General features: G+C 59.2%; 15 protein-coding genes. 9 read left to right on the top strand and 6 right to left on the bottom strand.

All coding sequences use genetic code 11. The annotated features are described in order from the left end of the window. Positions 1 to 40: 40 nt before the first annotated feature. Positions 41 to 1,447: a transglycosylase SLT domain-containing protein gene (locus ASE80_RS14325; RefSeq protein ID WP_056859491.1), complete on the bottom strand. Its 1,407-nt coding sequence runs from the start codon at positions 1,445 to 1,447 to the stop codon at positions 41 to 43. Between the two features lie 98 nt (positions 1,448 to 1,545). Further along, a complete protein-coding gene (gloB, locus tag ASE80_RS14320; RefSeq protein ID WP_056859490.1) occupies positions 1,546 to 2,313 on the bottom strand; it encodes a hydroxyacylglutathione hydrolase in 768 nt (255 codons plus the stop codon). A gap of 65 nt (positions 2,314 to 2,378) precedes the next feature. Here gloB and ASE80_RS14315 point away from each other — a divergent pair, with 65 nt between their 5' ends. From ASE80_RS14315 to ASE80_RS14295, 5 genes are all read left to right on the top strand, one after another. Beyond that, the gene (locus ASE80_RS14315; protein WP_017136933.1) at positions 2,379 to 3,137 is read left to right on the top strand and encodes a class I SAM-dependent methyltransferase; all 759 of its coding nucleotides are present in this window, start codon (positions 2,379 to 2,381) and stop codon (positions 3,135 to 3,137) included. Between the two features lie 32 nt (positions 3,138 to 3,169). Beyond that, a complete protein-coding gene (gene rnhA, locus ASE80_RS14310; RefSeq protein WP_003207474.1) occupies positions 3,170 to 3,622 on the top strand; it encodes a ribonuclease HI in 453 nt (150 codons plus the stop codon). Positions 3,623 to 3,701: 79 nt separating this feature from the next. Continuing rightward, entirely contained in the window at positions 3,702 to 4,442 is a 741-nt protein-coding gene (gene dnaQ, locus ASE80_RS14305) for a DNA polymerase III subunit epsilon (protein WP_163005484.1), read from the top strand. Between the two features lie 203 nt (positions 4,443 to 4,645). Next, positions 4,646 to 6,901 (top strand): Orn/Lys/Arg decarboxylase N-terminal domain-containing protein, encoded by a 2,256-nt coding sequence (locus ASE80_RS14300; RefSeq protein ID WP_056859488.1) that lies wholly within the window; start codon positions 4,646 to 4,648, stop codon positions 6,899 to 6,901. A gap of 8 nt (positions 6,902 to 6,909) precedes the next feature. Next, positions 6,910 to 7,491, top strand: coding sequence for a GNAT family N-acetyltransferase (locus ASE80_RS14295; RefSeq protein ID WP_056859518.1), 582 nt, complete (start codon positions 6,910 to 6,912; stop codon positions 7,489 to 7,491). Positions 7,492 to 7,540: 49 nt separating this feature from the next. Here ASE80_RS14295 and ASE80_RS14290 read toward each other — a convergent pair whose 3' ends face one another. Both ASE80_RS14290 and ASE80_RS14285 read right to left on the bottom strand, forming a co-directional pair. Then, positions 7,541 to 11,758, bottom strand: a complete 4,218-nt coding sequence (locus ASE80_RS14290) for a glycosyltransferase (RefSeq protein ID WP_056859487.1) — start codon at positions 11,756 to 11,758, stop codon at positions 7,541 to 7,543. A gap of 155 nt (positions 11,759 to 11,913) precedes the next feature. Beyond that, a complete protein-coding gene (locus tag ASE80_RS14285) occupies positions 11,914 to 12,831 on the bottom strand; it encodes a LysR substrate-binding domain-containing protein (protein ID WP_056859486.1) in 918 nt (305 codons plus the stop codon). Positions 12,832 to 12,985: 154 nt separating this feature from the next. On the opposite strand from ASE80_RS14285, the gene gspG reads away from it, so the two are divergent. Together gspG and ASE80_RS14275 are read left to right on the top strand one after the other, a co-directional pair. Then, positions 12,986 to 13,432 (top strand): type II secretion system major pseudopilin GspG, encoded by a 447-nt coding sequence (gspG, locus tag ASE80_RS14280; protein ID WP_056859485.1) that lies wholly within the window; start codon positions 12,986 to 12,988, stop codon positions 13,430 to 13,432. 103 nt (positions 13,433 to 13,535) lie between these two features. After that, the gene (locus tag ASE80_RS14275; protein WP_056859484.1) at positions 13,536 to 13,880 is read left to right on the top strand and encodes a hypothetical protein; all 345 of its coding nucleotides are present in this window, start codon (positions 13,536 to 13,538) and stop codon (positions 13,878 to 13,880) included. Positions 13,881 to 13,942: 62 nt separating this feature from the next. On the opposite strand, the gene ASE80_RS14270 is transcribed toward ASE80_RS14275, so the two are convergent. Next, positions 13,943 to 14,179 carry a hypothetical protein gene (locus tag ASE80_RS14270; protein ID WP_056859483.1) on the bottom strand — a complete coding sequence of 79 codons (237 nt, stop codon included), beginning with the start codon at positions 14,177 to 14,179 and terminating at the stop codon, positions 13,943 to 13,945. Positions 14,180 to 14,406: 227 nt separating this feature from the next. Here ASE80_RS14270 and ASE80_RS14265 point away from each other — a divergent pair, with 227 nt between their 5' ends. Further along, the gene (locus tag ASE80_RS14265; RefSeq protein WP_056859482.1) at positions 14,407 to 14,964 is read left to right on the top strand and encodes an NADPH-dependent FMN reductase; all 558 of its coding nucleotides are present in this window, start codon (positions 14,407 to 14,409) and stop codon (positions 14,962 to 14,964) included. A gap of 926 nt (positions 14,965 to 15,890) precedes the next feature. Here the strand turns inward: ASE80_RS14265 and ASE80_RS14260 are convergent. Then, positions 15,891 to 16,532: an FMN-dependent NADH-azoreductase gene (locus ASE80_RS14260; RefSeq protein ID WP_056859481.1), complete on the bottom strand. Its 642-nt coding sequence runs from the start codon at positions 16,530 to 16,532 to the stop codon at positions 15,891 to 15,893. 96 nt (positions 16,533 to 16,628) lie between these two features. Here ASE80_RS14260 and ASE80_RS14255 point away from each other — a divergent pair, with 96 nt between their 5' ends. Continuing rightward, entirely contained in the window at positions 16,629 to 17,483 is an 855-nt protein-coding gene (locus ASE80_RS14255; protein ID WP_056859517.1) for a LysR family transcriptional regulator, read from the top strand. Position 17,484: the final 1 nt, after the last annotated feature.

Genomic DNA, 17,484 nt, shown 5'->3' with positions numbered 1-17,484 from the left:
AGGCAAGCCGGCTCCCACACAAGCCAGTCTCCACGGGACTTTATCTAGGCCCGGAAACCACCAGCATCTGCCCCGGCTTCAACGCCTGGCCAGTACGCGGGTTCCAACGCTTGAGATGTTGCATCTCAACGTTGAAGCGCTTGGCGACGATATACAGCGAGTCGCCTTTCTTGACCTTGTACTGCACCGGCTTCTTGCTGCTGGCCACCAGTTTGCGGGTGTCCTGCATCACCAGGGTCTGGCCGACCTTGAGGGCCTGGCCGTTGAGCTTGTTCCAGCGCTGCAGGTCATGCACATCGACCTTGTTCGCCTTGGCGATCAGCGTGAGGTTGTCGCCACTGCGCACCTTGTAGTTGCGGGTACGCCCGGCCACCCGTGTGCTCTCAACTTCGTCGAACACTTGCTTTTTAGGACGCATCGCCAGCAATTCTTCCGGCTTCATCGTCGAAAGGGTGCTGGTGAGCAACTGCGCCTTGGAGCTGGGCACCAGCAAATGTTGCGGGCCGTCCAGGGTGGTGCGTTGTTTCAGGGCCGGGTTGAGCTGGAACAGTTCGTCTTCGTCTATCTCGGCCAGCGCGGCAACCCGGGACAGGTCCATGCTTTGCTTGACTTCAACCACTTCGAAGTACGGCGTGTTGGCAATCGGGCTCAGGTTGACGCCGTAGGCCTCGGGGGCCAGCACCACTTGGGACAGCGCCAGGAACTTGGGCACGTAGTCCTTGGTTTCCTGGGGCAGGGGCAGGTTCCAGTAGTCGGTAGGCAGGCCGAGCTTTTCGTTGCGCTCGATCGCCCGGCTGACCGTGCCTTCGCCGGCATTGTAGGCCGCCAGGGCCAGCAGCCAGTCGCCGTTGAACATGTCATGCAGACGCGTCAGATAGTCCAGGGCGGCGGTGGTGGAGGCGGTGATATCGCGGCGGCCGTCGTAGGCGCGGGTCTGGCGCAGGTTGAAGTAGCGCCCGGTGGAGGGGATGAACTGCCACAAGCCGACCGCATCGCTGCGCGAATAGGCCATCGGGTTGTAGGCACTTTCGATCACTGGCAGCAGCGCCAGCTCCAGGGGCATATTGCGTTCTTCAAGGCGTTCGACGATGTAATGAATGTAGAGGCTGCCGCGTTCTCCGGCGTTCTCTAAAAAGGACGGGTTGCTGGCGAACCACAAGCGTTGTTGCTCGATGCGCGGGTTCACACCCAGGCCGTCCTGCAATTGAAAGCCCCGGCGCATGCGTTCCCAGACATCCTGGGGCACTTCGGGGCTAGGCTTCTCTGAGAGCCAAATAGGTTTTTGCTTGATCTTGGCAGCAAGATTCGGTTTGGGTTGCACGGTGGATTGTGCAGCGAAATTTGTCGATTGGCAGCCCGCCAGAGTCGCGGAAACGGCCACCGCCACGGCTTGAGCCAGGCGGGTCAATGCGTCTGAAGAAATGGATTTACGAATAGATGACGACATTGGCTGGAAGTAAGTTCCGGGCAAAAATGTCGGGCGATTCTAGAAAGCGCTTTGGTTCCGGTCAACCATTCAGAAATTCCGTATCAGATTGCATCCGCTTAGAACTTATCTTTCCAAGCCCTCAAGCTAGCAAACACCTCGGCCCCAGTGCGGTTGTCGCGACCATTCCGTTCGTCCGCTTTTTGTTTAACGGATGTTTCGGCGGTACGCAGAAAAGGGTTAGTACGTTTTTCCAGGGCCAGGTTGGACGGCAGCGTCATCTCGCCACGGGCGCGCAATTGCTTGACGCTTTCGACGCGTTCGGCAATATCGGCATTGTCCGGCTCCACGGCCTGGGCAAATTTAAGGTTACTTTGCGTGTACTCGTGGGTGCAGTACACCAGCGTGTCGGCCGGCAGGGCGGCCAGGCGCTCAAGGGAGGTGTGCATCTGTTGCGGGGTGCCTTCGAACAGGCGCCCGCAGCCGGCGGCAAACAGGGTGTCGCCACAAAACAGCACGCCCTGGTGGTAATAGGCGATATGGCCAAGGGTGTGGCCGGGCACGCTATAAATGTCGAAGTCCCAGCCGAGTGCGCTGATGCGCTCATTATCGTGCAGGGCCACGTCGCGCGCGGGGATCTTCTCGTTCGCCGGGCCGTAGACCGTGGCGTCAGTGACCTGTTTGAGCTGTTCGACGCCGCCGACATGATCAGCGTGATGGTGGGTGATCAGGATGTCGCTGAGCGTCCACCCGGGGTTTTGCTTGAGCCAGGCCAGCACCGGCGCGGCATCGCCGGGGTCGACCACGGCGCAGCGTTGGGTATCAGGGTCTTGTAACAACCAGATGTAGTTATCGGTGAAGGCGGGCAGGGCACTGATCTGTATCATTCTTCGATTCGCCAAGCTGAACACATTGGTGCATCTTAGAACGTCTAGGCGAATTGGAGAATGCAATGACTGATAAAGCGTTCGCCCAGGCCGATCCTGAATGGCTGGCCCTGATCAGCGCAGCCCGTGATTGGCTGTCCGGGCCGATCGGGCAATTTTTGCTGGATGAAGAGCGGCGCATGCTCGAAGACGAGCTGGGCCGGTTCTTTGGTGGCTACCTGGTGCACTACGGCCCGTCGGCGCAGACGCCGCCCGCTGCGCCGCAGGTGCAACGCAATGTGCGCCTGGGCGCGCCGTTGCCTGGCGTCGAGATCGTTTGCGAGGAACAGGCCTGGCCGCTGAGCGAACATGCCGCCGACGTGGTGGTGCTGCAGCATGGCCTGGATTTCTGCCTGTCGCCCCACGGTTTGCTGCGCGAGGCCGCCAGCAGCGTGCGCCCAGGTGGCCATTTGCTGATTATCGGCATCAACCCCTGGAGCAGTTGGGGCCTGCGCCATGTGTTCGCCCATGACGGCCTGCGCCAGGCGCGCTGCATCGCGCCGTCGCGAGTGGGCGACTGGTTGAACCTGCTGGGCTTCGCGCTGGAGAAACGCCGCTTCGGGTGCTATCGTCCGCCGCTTGCATCTGCCAAGTGGCAAGGTCGTCTGGCCGGCTGGGAACGCCGGGCGGGTGCCTGGCAACTGTCGGGCGGCGGCTTCTATTTATTGGTGGCGCGCAAGATCGTGGTCGGGCTGCGGCCGGTGCGCCAGGTCGCGCGTCAGCCCATGGGCAAGCTGGTGCCGATGCCGATGGCCAAGGTCAACCGCAAGCAAAGCGAACCGTAAAACCCTTTTTCCGATTGAAGACCGAGCAACTGATGACCGATACCGTAGAACTCTTCACCGATGGCGCCTGCAAGGGCAACCCTGGCCCCGGCGGCTGGGGCGCGTTGCTGGTGTGCAAAGGCGTGGAGAAGGAGCTGTGGGGCGGCGAAGCCAACACCACCAATAACCGCATGGAGCTGATGGGCGCCATTCGCGGCCTGGAAGAACTCAAGCGTCGCTGTGACGTGCTGTTGGTGACCGACTCGCAATACGTGATGAAGGGCATCAACGAGTGGATGGTCAACTGGAAGAAGCGCGGCTGGAAAACCGCGGCCAAGGAGCCGGTAAAGAATGCCGACCTGTGGCAACTGCTCGATGAGCAATGCAATCGCCATAACATCACCTGGAAATGGGTACGCGGGCATATCGGCCACCCTGGCAACGAGCGCGCCGACCAGTTGGCCAATCGTGGCGTGGATGAAGTGCGGGGCTACAAACAGAGCTGAGCCGGCTGACGTGTTAACATCGCGCACCTTGATTCACACCACACTGCACACCACCGTTGAGAGCTGAACCCTGATGGCCATCCGATCTGTTGTACTCGATACCGAAACCACCGGCATGCCGGTGACCGATGGTCACCGGATCATTGAAATCGGCTGTGTCGAATTGATGGGTCGCCGTCTCACCGGGCGTCACTTTCACGTCTACCTGCAACCAGATCGTGACAGTGACGAGGGCGCGATTGGCGTCCACGGTATCACTGATGAATTCCTCAAGGGCAAGCCGCGTTTCGCTGAAGTGGCGGACGAGTTTTTCGAGTTCATCAACGGCGCCCAGCTGATCATCCATAACGCGGCGTTCGACGTCGGCTTCATCAATAACGAATTTGCCCTGATGGGGCAGACCGAGCGTGCGGATATCTCCCGGCACTGCTCGATCCTCGATACCTTGATGATGGCCCGTGAGCGTCACCCCGGCCAGCGCAACAGCCTGGATGCCCTGTGCAAGCGTTACGGCGTCGACAACTCCGGCCGTGAACTGCACGGCGCCTTGCTCGACTCCGAGATTCTCGCCGACGTTTACCTGACCATGACCGGCGGGCAAACCAGCCTGTCCCTGGCCGGTAACGCTTCCGATGGCAGCGGCTCGGCGGAAGGCTCGGGCAACCGGCCTTCGGAAATCCGTCGTTTGGCGGCGGACCGCAAGCCGACTACCATCATCCGTGCCAGCGAGCAGGATCTGGCCGAGCATGCGGCGCGCCTGGAAGCGATTGCCAAGTCGGCGGGTGCGCCGGCGTTGTGGTCGCAATTGACTCAGCAATAGTCACGGCTGAACGCAATTAAACAATGTGGGAGCTGGCTTGCCTGCGATAGCGGTGTATCAGTCACAGCTGAGCCAGCTGACCCACCGCTATCGCAGGCAAGCCAGCTCCCACAGTCGATTTGCGTCGTCTGTAAAATCTTCATTCGCCACATCCGCTCCCAGCTTCTACCCTGAGTGCATAGCCCTCAGGACTCCAAGCACTCATGTACAAAGACCTGAAGTTCCCTGTTCTAATCGTGCACCGTGACATCAAGGCCGACACCGTTGCCGGTGATCGGGTCAGAGGCATCGCCAGGGAGTTGGAACAAGAGGGCTTCAGTATTTTTTCCGCGGTGGATTACGCCGAAGGCCGGTTGGTGGCCTCTACGCATCATGGGCTGGCGTGCATGTTGATCGCCGCCGAGGGCGCTGGCGAAAACACCCACCTGCTGCAAAACATGGTCGAGCTGATTCGCCTGGCGCGGGTGAGGGCGCCCAACCTGCCGATCTTTGCCCTGGGCGAGCAGGTCACCCTGGAAAACGCGCCGGCCGACGCCATGAGCGAGCTCAACCAACTGCGCGGCATTCTGTACCTGTTCGAAGACACCGTGCCGTTTCTGGCCCGCCAAGTCGCACGCGCCGCGCGCGCCTACCTTGATGGCTTGTTGCCGCCGTTCTTCAAGGCGCTGGTGCAGCATACGGCCGACTCCAACTATTCCTGGCACACCCCCGGCCATGGCGGCGGCGTGGCGTATCGCAAAAGCCCGGTGGGCCAGGCGTTTCACCAGTTCTTCGGTGAAAACACCCTGCGTTCGGACCTGTCCGTGTCGGTGCCGGAGTTGGGGTCGCTGCTCGACCATACTGGGCCCTTGGCCGAAGCCGAGGCCCGTGCGGCGCGTAACTTTGGTGCCGATCACACGTTCTTCGTGATCAATGGCACCTCGACTGCCAACAAGATCGTCTGGCACTCCATGGTGGCACGCGACGACTTGGTGTTGGTGGATCGAAACTGCCACAAGTCGGTGCTGCATTCGATCATCATGACCGGCGCCATCCCGCTGTATTTGTGCCCGGAGCGCAACGAGCTGGGGATTATCGGCCCGATCCCCTTAAGCGAATTCAGCCCTGAATCGATCCGCGCCAAAATCGACGCCAGCCCCTTGACCCGTGGCCGGCCGGCGAAAGTGAAGCTGGCGGTGGTCACCAACTCCACCTACGACGGCCTGTGCTACAACGCCGAGCTGATCAAGCAGCAATTGGGCAACAGTGTCGAGGTGTTGCACTTCGACGAGGCCTGGTACGCCTACGCGGCCTTTCACGAATTCTTCGCCGGGCGTTATGGCATGGGCACTTCGCGCACCCCGGACAGCCCGCTGGTGTTCACCACCCACTCGACGCACAAATTGCTCGCGGCCTTCAGCCAGGCTTCGATGATTCATGTGCAGGATGGCGGCGCGCGCCAGCTGGACCGCGACCGCTTCAACGAAGCCTTCATGATGCACATCTCCACGTCCCCGCAATACAGCATCATCGCCTCGCTGGACGTGGCCTCGGCGATGATGGAAGGCCCGGCCGGGCGCTCGCTGCTGCAGGAGATGTTCGACGAAGCCCTGAGCTTTCGCCGTGCGCTGGCCAACCTGCGCCAGCATATTGCCGCCGAAGACTGGTGGTTCTCGATCTGGCAGCCGCCGTCGGTGGCCGGCATCGACCGGGTCGCCACGGCGGATTGGCTGTTGCACCCGCAGGACGACTGGCACGGCTTTGGCGATGTGGCCGAAGACTACGTGTTGCTGGACCCGATCAAAGTCACCCTGGTGATGCCCGGACTTAACGCCGGTGGCGCCTTGAGCGACTGCGGGATTCCCGCCGCAGTGGTCAGCAAGTTCCTTTGGGAGCGCGGGCTGGTGGTGGAAAAGACCGGCTTGTATTCCTTCCTCGTGTTGTTTTCCATGGGCATCACCAAGGGCAAATGGAGCACCTTGCTCACCGAATTGCTCGAGTTCAAGCGCAACTACGACGCCAATGCCAGCCTGGCCAGCTGTTTGCCCTCGGTGTTCAAAGAGGGCCCGGCGCGCTATCAAGGCCTGGGTTTGCGTGACCTGTGCGACCAGTTGCATAGTTGTTACCGCAGCAACGCCACGGCCAAACACCTCAAGCGGATGTACACGGTGCTGCCGGACATTGCGATGAAACCGGCCGATGCCTACGACCATCTGGTCAGGGGGGAAGTCGAAGCCGTTTCCATTGATGCCTTGCCAGGACGCATCGCAGCCGTGATGCTGGTGCCTTATCCGCCGGGCATCCCGTTGATCATGCCGGGCGAGCGCTTTACCGAATCAACCCGTTCAATCATCGATTACCTGGCATTTGCCCGCACGTTCGATAGCAGTTTCCCCGGTTTTGTCGCTGATGTGCATGGGTTGCAGCACGAAGATGACGGCAGTGGTCGTTGTTACACCGTCGATTGCATCAAGGGTTAAGTATGTTTATGCAAGCTGTAATGAACCCGAAGTATCCGGGGCTCAGCGTTCGAGTCGCCGATGAAGGTTTTGACGCCTACGTGTGGGGCAATGACTTCAGCTTTGAGGTCGGCGCCTACGGCGTGCCGGAGATGGGCAAGCGCGTCGACCAATGGGTGGTGGAGCACATCCTGCCGTACCGCAAATGTTATGGCATCGACCCGCAAGAGTTCGCCAGTTTCCGCGATGTTCCCGACAGTGCGATTTTTATGGCGTATTTGGATGATCGCGCGGTGGGGCACGTTGTGGTCAGCACCAACTGGAACGGTTTTGCCCATGTCGACGAACTGGCGGTGGCCTTGCCTGCGCGGCGCCATGGGGTGGCCAAGGCGTTGCTGGATGTGGCGCAGTTCTGGGCGCGCAAGAAAAACCTGCCGGGCATGATGCTTGAAACCCAGAACAACAACCTCGGTGCCTGCCGCCTGTATGAGCGTTGCGGGTACGTGATGGGCGGGATCGATCAATTGCGCTATCGCGGGATAGATCCACAAACCCGCGAAGTGGCGATTTTCTGGTACCGGTTGTTCAAGTCGGAGTTGCAAATGGCCTGAACCCCCTCACGGCTGATGTTCAGGCCAAGTTGACGTGCGGCAGATCAGGTCAGGAATTGATCCACGAATGTTCGGCGCCGATGTTGATCTGTAACTGGTCACGGAGCGCGCGGTAGTGCGCCTTGGCCTGGGCCACACGCTGTTTGAGCCCATCCGGCTCAGCCAGGCCTTTATCGAGATAATACTGGCAAGTGTCATCTTCCAGTTTGAACGGCTCGCCGGGCAAGAACCTGTTATTGCGCGTTTGCATTTTTTCTTTGCTCATCCCATCAAAGCCGGCATCGTAAATGTCGGGTCGCTTGGTTTTCAGTACCTCGTCAAACATGCTCGGGCCGACGGTTTCAAAGACCTTGCCTTCGTATTCCAGAAAATCTTCGGTGTAGGTGAGTCCGCCGTTTGCCTCTCTGGAAAGTGTTGGGCGATTGGCCTCAAAGTACGCTTTGTTTTTAGTGAAGCGCCGGTTCATCTCGGCGATCATTTCGGTCACGACCGGGTTATCGGGTTGCGTGGCGAAGTTACTGGTATTGAAGAAGGGTTTGTAGTCGGTGATTTTGTGCGTGACCGGTTTGCTCAGCAGCATATCCGAGTCGCCCGCGTTCAAACCGGCGGTTCCCACGGCGCCTTTGATTGTGTCGTCGGTGTCGAGGTAAATACCGCCATATTTGTTCATCAACGGATAGCGAGCCACATCAGAAGTGGCGGCAAGGTTTTTTCCCTGGCCCCTGCGGAAGTAGGTGTACAGCTCGGTGTTTTTCAATGGCTGGAAAAAGTCTTCGTCATGCAAGTTCATGACCGTTACGCCGGGTGCATCCTTCTCCAGCTTGAGCTTGATGGCCTGGAGTAACTCTGGAGTGTCGGCGTCAACGTGCACAATGGATGTGAAGCCCGGCATTTTTTCCGCATTGGTCGCGATGTTCTTGACCAGCTTGTCGGGTATTTCGCCGCCGGCCCAGAAGTAGTGAATGTTGGTAGGGATGGGCTTGATATTACTGGGCATCTGCAAGATGGCCGGCGGGGTTATCTCGATGAACCTGAAATTGTGCTCGGGGATCTTCGGGGCTTTTTTAAGTTCATCCAGTGGTCCCATCTGCCACTTGTTCTTTGCGGTTCTCCAGAAGTATTGGGTGGTCGTTGCGTCGGCGCTGCCCGAACCGGCCTTCCAGGCGCCCGCCTTGGGATCAAAGGTGGTGATATAGTTCATGCCCCGGTAGTTGATCGTGTAGGGGGATGAAGGGCCCGGGCTTATTTTTACGTCGTCTACCGGCACGACGTAGGTGTTTTCGTTGAGTTTCCAGGGGGTGAGTGAGTTACCACCGAATAAGCGATTGGCGCTGGCGGCAGGCTCCCAACCGGCGCTGCCCAGGTCCTTGACCACAATGTCGTCGCGTGGCGCGCCGGGGTGTTGGATAACCCGCTGGCCGTCCTTGACGCTGGACTGATAGAGCTTGCCATCGACTTTTATATATTCTTTGTTGTTTGGGCCTATGTAGACATTGCCCTGCAGGCCTTTGACCTGCAATAAGTCGGGCGATACGGCGGCCTCATACTCGAGCAGAATGGGTTTGTTGAGGACTTTGACTTCGCCGTTCGCCGCTGCCACGGTGGGTTGGAAATTTTTCAGCGGCGCGCCATAGGGCACCCCCTTGGCTGCGTCGAAGGCGTGCCAGTTGCCGCCGCGAAATACCGCACCCATTTCCAGGTCGTGCCCGGCAACCTTTGAGGTACCCATGGCCACCAGCCCATGCTGTGTGCTGGCCGTTTTGAGCAGGTCGTAGCTGCCGCTGGCGCCCCTGAGTGCGTTGAATGCTTTGGTGCCCTTGGACCAGGCCCAGCGACTGATGCCTTTGAGCACGTCGCCCGCACCGCCCAACGGATTGAGTGCTTCGATCGCGACGGTCCCCAGGAACCGCGCCGTTCTCGCTGCGCCCTTCAGGCCGGTCAGGCCCTTGGTGAGCAATTTGCTGGCCTGAGCGGCCTTGCCTGCGCCCAGAGTCACCAGGCCCATCACATCCAGCCCGAGGTCAAGCAAACCATCGCCGATATTACCCTGCATGAAGTTAATGATTGCCGACCTGAAGGGGATCATATTCAGGAAAAATTCGCCGATCGCCTTGTCAGCGGCACGGGTGGTGTCATAGGCGGTGGTTCCGCGGGCATGTTCGAGCAGGTCGTCGCCGTGCAAATCCAGGCGCTTGGTGAGTACCTTGGCGATGTAGCGGGTGCGCTCGGAATCGAAGACCTGTGGCGTTTCACGGGTCGTCGGTTTTTCCTTGGCTTGCTCACTGTGCTCGTCTTCGAAGGGGTTGAATCGCACGGTTCTGTGCAGTGTGTTGGCGTCTCTGCTATCGAGCCTGGAGTAGGGCGGCGAGTAAATATTGCGCAAGTAGTCGTGTTTTGAAATGGTCCCGGCGCGCGTATCGATGCGGTAAATACTGACCTGGCCTTCACGGGTGATTTTTACATCCAGGGTATGGCCCTTTTGGGTCAGGGTTTTTGTCGAGAAGTCCAAACCGATGAGGTAGTCGTCGGTATGAAAAAATTCGAGTTTTCCGTATTCGAAATTTTTCCGATCCTCGGGTGGCAAGCTTGAGACAAGGTGCTGGGTCATGCCCGCATGGCCCTTCTCCAGCGCCGCGATGGCCGGCGTGTAGCGCTGCGTAAAGGTGTCTGCCACAGACAGTGCGCCGCTATCGGAAAGCGTGCAAAACTCAACGATGGGGATGCGCTTGTCACGGGTGACCCAATGTTCAAGGTCGTCATTTCTGACCTTATCGCCGTGCATCACCACATCCAGCATTGAATACGTTCCGGGGAAGCGGCCAGGCCGCCCGGGGAGCAACCAGGCTTTGGTGAGGTTTTTTGCCCGGAACACCTCGTCCGCAACGCCTGGAAATTTGGTCCTGAGCAATTCCATGCCCATCTCTTCACGCATCGGGATGGGGGTTGCGAGTGCCAGGGCGGTCGCCTGCAACGCTTCTTGCTGGGGGATAAAGGCGTCCTGCACGGTGCGCATTTGAGCCACGGTGGGCGTTGTGTCGGCCGTCAGGTGGCCATTGACTACTCCCCAGTTGTGCAAGGCTTCGCGTTGGATATGTTGCGCGAGCGAGGCGCCGACGTCGGTCGTATCCGCAGCGGCGAGTACTTCGCGATAGCTCATGGTGAGCACGCGGCCGGGTGATTCGACTTCCAGCTTGGCTGCAGCGATTGCCAGTTGGGTCCAGGGGACGCTGCCGTACGTCACGGTGGGCGGAATGTCTTTGACCAGGTATTCAGGCGCGTTGCGTGCCAGCAACATAAGGGCCGCCAGGTCTGCCGATGCTGCAGAGGCGCGGCCTTCCTTTACCAAGTGCTGGCCCAAACCCTTGATCACGACGTTGGCGGGTTGGTTCCAGTACTGTCGTTGACCAAGATCAAGGCCGGCCACGTGGTTGCGGGCAGGTGAGCCCGCAGACTCCGGGTTCAGCCCCAGATGAATCGCTGCCAGCAAGTAGTCGTTGACACTGGTATTCGTTGCAATGCCACCCAATCGGGTTTGAATGGCCTGGCCCAGCGCTTGCGCCTTGGCCGATCCGAGCAGCGTCTCGACTGCGCTGCTGGTGAATGTAAAGTCATTGGCGGACAGGCTGCAGGCGGACAACAGATAACCCAGTACGCTGGTTTTATCTGTCAGCGGCAGGTCCGGCAGGGCAGGGTCAGGCGCGTTCAACAGGTCGACGATGGCTTGTTTGTCCTGCGTCGACAGCGGAATCGGCCAGGACAGCGCGCCGCTGAAATCCCCCAGCGGCAGGGTCTGGAAGTGTCGGGTTGCCTCCTGATAAAGGGCAAGCAGCGCATCCAGGGTTTTGGGGACAGGCAAACCGCTGCCGCTGAGGAATGTGCCGAGTTTGACGATGCTGGTGGGTGCCAGGTTATGTTTCTGGTAATAGCTGGAGCCTTCGCAGACCGGCACTGAGGTGCTGTTCAAATGCGCTGCCAGTTGCGCTTCCAACAGGGTTTGCTGGCCGCTGGCGGTATCGTCAGGGAAGGCCGTGTGCAGCGTTTCAATAACCGTGCGCAGTTTTGTGGTGAGGGTTTCCCAGTTACAGTGCTCTGCAAAGGCTTTCTTAAGCGCCGCCGGGTTGTCGAGCTCATCAGGGGGCGCATCGTTGGCCGGGGTGGCAGTCAAAGGCGGTGGATTACTATTTAACGCACTGGCGTCCTGTGCCGGGAGCAAACTGATGGGGTTGAGTAACGGCGGTTGAGTCAGGGCGTGCTGGAGATGGGTCATAAAAAACGCTGTCCTTGATTAGAGTCTGTCGTCCGGCAGAAAGCGCGCGGCTGCGCTTTCTGCCTCTGTGAGTGCGACGTCTCTGGAGCAAGGTTCCACGCTGACTTTTTAGGAGTTGTGTCAGTGAAAGGGCCATACAAGGGCAGGATGCGCGATTATTCTGCCGGTGTACCCGGTGCTGTGCCGGTCAGCAAGGCTTGAGCCTTGTGTGCGACGATTTCCAGCAGTGCGTTCAGCGCTGAGTTGGGTTCAGATTCCTTCAGCGTCAGTGCGTAAAGGGCTACAGGCACAGGCGGCGATAACGGACACGCATCCAGCCCGGCTTCCCGTGCACCCAAGGCGGTGAACGGGTCGACAATCGCCAAGCCTTCCCCGGCTTCGACCATGCTGCGCATCATCTGATAAGTCTGTACCCGCGTCTGCACCACCGGCAGCGGGCGCAGGGCTTGCAGCTTGCTGTCCAGCAGACGGCTTAGCGGATCGTGGCCCTCCAGCCCGATCATCGATTGCCCGGCCAGATCCTGCAGCGCAATGTACTTTTGCTTGGGTTTGAGCCAGCCATGGGGCGCGAGCAGTTGCAGCTTGCCCTGGGCCAGTACGGTGCTCTGAATTTGCGGGTGTTGCGGGTCATGCAGGCTCAGGCCCACGTCGGCCTCGTGCAACAACAGGCTTCTGACGATCTCCCGGGTCGGCTGGCTCGACAGGTTGCACGGTGTGTCCTGGAAGCGTCGGCGCAGCAGCGCCAGGCTTTGTGGCAAAAGTTGATTGGCCAGCGGCGGTGTGCACAACGCGCGCAGGGTCGGCGCATGATGGTGTTTGAGGCGGCTGGCCAGGCGTTGCACCGGCTCCAGCGCCTCATAAAGCAGGGCAATATCGGCCTGCAACTCAAGGGTTTCGCGCGTCGCTTGCAAACGCCCGCGCACGCTGGCAAACAGCATGAAGCCCAGTTGCTGCTCGGCCTCCTTGAGCGTCGCGTCCACATCGCCCACGGAGAGTTGCAACCACTCGGCGGCCAAGCCAGGGTTTCCGGTCTGCAAAATGGCCTGAATCACTTCGATATGACGTAAACGCATCGCCGGAGTCTATGTTCAGTGCCGTGGGGTTTCAATGGCTGGGTAAAAAAGAGCACAGGCCTGGGTGCGTGTTGGCTACCGTCAGTGTGTATGTCACTGTCATGGCCAGGGTATACAAAGATTGTATCAATCGAGGGAAAGGGGGAGCCTCATCATGCCGGCAAGTCTTGTAACCGCAAAAATACCCACCCAGCGTGGCTTTACGCGCTGGGCCGTGCTGGTGGTGCTGGTCATCGTTGGCTTGTTGGCCCTGGCGCTGGGGCCACGCCTGTTCGGGGATGTGACGCTGGCAGAGATCGCTACCGCCAAGGCTCAGGTGGCTGAGCTGGGCAAGGCCGTCGAGCAGTTTCATCAGGACACCGGCCGCTACCCTACGGATGAGGAGGGCCTGGAGGTGTTGACCGCGCAATCTGCGCCGTCGGCCAACGGCAAAGGCCCCTATGTCAAGGAAGCGCTATTGACCGACCCGTGGGGCATCGCCTACCAGTACCACTACCCGGGGACCCAGCCCAACACCGCCTTCGATCTGTTTTCATTCGGCAAGGACCGGACCCTGGGCGGCGTCGGCGATAACAAGGATATTACCTACGGCGACCACTGAATCACCTGGCATTCCCCATCGACCCGATTAGAATGACGCAGCTGATCATCAACGACCAATGCCGCTCGCACGGCACTTAAAACAACAACAGGTCTGGTCTCACATGCCTCTACCCTCGACGTTTTTCGGGGTAAGGGCCAAACAACTGCTGGTCTTGGTGACCATTGGTTGCGTGGCTGCTTATCTCTTCAATAATCAAGACGAACGCACCCCGGAAAACCACGCCCTTGAGGCGTTTATCCGTTCCCAGGAACAGGTGAGCGAGCAGGTGGGGGCGGTGCTGGAGATTGCGCTGGTCAGGCAAGTGGTGGCGTATCCCGCCTACGGCACGCCAGGCTACAAGCGTTCGCTGTATGCCGTTGAAGGCGAACGGGGGCGGTTGCTGGTAACGCTCAAGCAACTGGACGGCGAGCAGGACGTGGAGGTGACGCAAATGCGCCGCCCGTGATCCCCCCCGGCCCAGTCAACGCCAGTAATGGCCAGGACTGAGCAGGTCGATAAGGCGGGATCTTATGAAGCGAGGATGGTTTGCGATTCGCGGGTGATGATGGTCCCCGACTGGATCAATTTGAATTCATCGCCTTCCAATTTCTCTACACGGTCGCCAATGGCCAGCTTGTAGGTGGTGGTAGGCAGCGAGCCAGCCTGGCTGTCCTGCGCCGGGTTGGATTCCTGGAACTCATGCACGGAATACACGCGTCCTTCCGCGTCTCTGGCATGGAACTGTCCGACAAGTACTGCAGCCATCTGTTTAGAACCTCTGGAGATAAACACTCGATTTGCGGTTCTGTAGACCGTCATGGAGCGGGGTAGTTTACCTATGGAAAAAAAATACTATTCTTTGATGTTTTCCGACGTTTCCTACGCTGGTGAGTGCGTGGCAAGCGGCGTTGTGATTTTCAAAACTCACTGGTGAAGCTGTCGTGAAGTCTCTATAACTACAAGCTCCTTTAGTCAGACGTCGGGAAAACCTCATGAGCAAGGTCTACACGATTGCCGTCCTGGTTGGCAGCCTTAGAAAAGACTCGATCAACCGTAAGGTCGCGTTGGCACTGGCCGAACTGGCCCCTGCCAATCTCAAGTTGAGCATTGTGGAAATTGGCGATTTGCCGCTCTACAACGAGGACATCGACGGTACCTCGCCGCCCGCAGCCTACAGTACTTTCCGTCAGCAAGTACGTTCATCCGACGCGGTGTTGTTTGTGACCCCGGAATACAACCGTTCCGTGCCCGCCCCGCTGAAGAATGCCATTGACGTTGGGTCGCGTCCTTATGGGCAGAGTGCCTATGGGGGTAAGCCTGGGGCGATCATCAGCGTGTCGCCGGGGGCCATTGGTGGGTTTGGTGCCAACCACCATCTGCGCCAGTCGCTGGTGTTTCTGGATGTGCCTTGTATGCAGCAGCCTGAGGCGTATCTGGGTGGGGCGGGGAGTGTGTTTGACGAGGCGGGTAAGGTGTCGGAGAAGACCCGGCCGTTTTTGCAGGCGTTTATTGATGGGTATGGTAAGTGGGTTGAGAAACAGTTGGGTTGATGGCTATGGGAGGGCGGTGTACATATCCGTTGCTGCGGTAACGGCTACTTAGGGTTCCGCCCTGACGGCGGGTCACTTTTGGCAAACGCCCCAAAAGTAACCAAAAGGTCTGTGCCCCACCACTTGGCACCTCGCTAATGCTCGGTGTGCCCTCACTCCGGCCATCGTGGTTGACGGGGCGCCTCAGATCAAAAGCAAGATCAAAAGCAGAGCACGGCGGCCTAGTAGCCGACCTGAGTGGTTAGATCAAAAGCGAAAAGCGGATTTGCATACACCTGGGATCTGCTTTTCTGTGGGAGCTGGCTTGCCTGCGATGCAGACACCGCGGTGTATCAGGCGCACCGAGTTGATGCCATCGCAGGCAAGCCAGCTCCCACAGTTGACCGAGTATGGCTTTGCTGTTGCTGTTGCTGTTGCTGTTGCTGTTGCTGTTGCTGTTGCTGTTGCTGTTGCTCCGGCTCTTACATCCTTTTCGATGACGAAGTCAGCGGTCTTTTGATCTGCGCTTTTGATCTTGATCTTGATCTGAAATCGCCCCGTCAAACACGATGGCCGGAATTCGACAGGGATTNCGATGACGAAGTCAGCGGTCTTTTGATCTGCGCTTTTGATCTTGATCTTGATCTGAAATCGCCCCGTCAAACACGATGGCCGGAATTCGACAGGGATTGCGGGCATGCCGAGCCATAGCGAGGCACCGAGTGTTGGGGCGAGGACCTTTTGGTTACTTTTGACTGGGCCGGCATTCCGGTCCTTGCAAAAGTGACCCGCCGTCAGGGCGGAACCNGAGGCACCGAGTGTTGGGGCGAGGACCTTTTGGTTACTTTTGACTGGGCCGGCATTCCGGTCCTTGCAAAAGTGACCCGCCGTCAGGGCGGAACCCTACTCAGCCATCACCCAAATAACGGATATACACTCAGCAGACCCTAACCCCCAACCAACCCCAATCGATCAGCAAGCTTCAGCGCCACCCCCACACTTTCAAGACGCGACACCTGATCCACCTCCGCCCCCAAAATAGTTTTTTCCACATAAAGCGAGTGCACATCGGTCACCCCGATAAACCCCAGCCAAGCCTCCATATAGGGCTTCTGAAAGTCCATCGCCTGCGCGCCAGGCGCAGAAAAATCCATCCCCCGGGCATACACATTCACCGCGATCTTGTTGTGCAGCAAGCCCCGCACCCCGTGCTCCGGGCTGAACTCAAACAGCACGTCCTTCTGCGACACCACGTCGATAAAGTGCTTGAGCTTGTAGGGAATCGCGAAATTCCACAACGGCACCGAGAACACCAGCACATCGGCCTGATGCAGGTGAGCCGCCAGCGCTTTGAGGGTGGTCCACGCCGCGCTTTGCTCATCGCTTAATGGCGTACCCGCAATGCCCGCGTATTTGGCGTCCATCACCGGCCCGGCAAACTCCGGCAAGTCCAGCGCCCATAAATCCAGGGTCACCACTTGGGTGTCCGGGGCGTTCTGCTGGTAGCGGGCAATAAACTGGCGAGCGATTTCCAGCGACGCGGAGCGCTGTTTGCGCGGCGAACATTCGATGTGCAGGAGCGTGGTCATGGCGGGGCCTCAGGGAAAGTTGACCTGGGCATTGCAACATAGCGCTCATTGAAATATAAATCGTATTTAAATCATCTATTGATCACCAATCAGAATATGTTCGACGCCTTGTTGCTCAAAACCTTTGTCGCTGTGGTCGATGAAGGCGGTTTCAGCCGCGCCGCAGAGCGCCTGCACCTGACGCAATCGGCCGTCAGCGGGCATTTGCGCCGCTTGGAAGAGCAGGTGGGCAAACCGTTGCTCACCCGCACCACGCGCTCCCAGCAATTGACGCCCGATGGCGAACGGCTGATGGCCTATGCCCGTGGCATCCTCGCCCTGAACCGGGACGCCTGGGCCGAGCTGACGCGTTCGGCGTTTGAAGGAAACCTGCGGGTAGGCGTGTCGGAAGAGTTCGCGGACGCGCGCCTGTTGCGTGAGCTGCAAAACGTCGCGGCGCAATACCCTGGCATGCATATCAGCGTGCAGGTGGGCATTCCCGGTTCGTTGTTGAGTTTGATGAAGCAGGGTGAGCTGGATGTGGTGGTCGGCTCGTTGTGCGAATCCAGTGAGCCAGGTTTGGCGCTGTGGCGTGAGCCATTAGTCTGGGCCTGGTCCGGGCAGCCGCTGGTGGCCTTGCCGAACCCGTTGCCACTGGCCTTGTTCCCTGAGCCTTGCCCTTACCGCGAGGCGGCGCTGAGCCGTCTGGCCCAGGCCGGCATCGCCCAGCGCAGCGCCATGCAGTGCAGCAGTTATGCGGCGCTGCATGCCGCCGCGTTGGCCGGGTTTGCGATTGCTCCGATGGCGCAGAGCCAAGTCGGGCCGGGCTTGACGGTACTCGGCGCTGAACACGGTTTACCCGCATTGCCCGATGCCGAGTTCCGCCTGTTCAGCGCCCCGGAGGCGGACCCGCGCCTGGTTGAGATAATCACCCAGGTGGTGGTCCGCTATGGCGCTGTTCGTCGCCACTGAG

The organism is Pseudomonas sp. Leaf15 (assembly GCF_001421425.1).
Lineage (GTDB): Bacteria > Pseudomonadota > Gammaproteobacteria > Pseudomonadales > Pseudomonadaceae > Aquipseudomonas > Aquipseudomonas salomonii.
The sequence above is the reverse complement of the archived record's forward strand: the minus strand, read 5'-3'. Positions and strand labels throughout refer to the sequence as shown.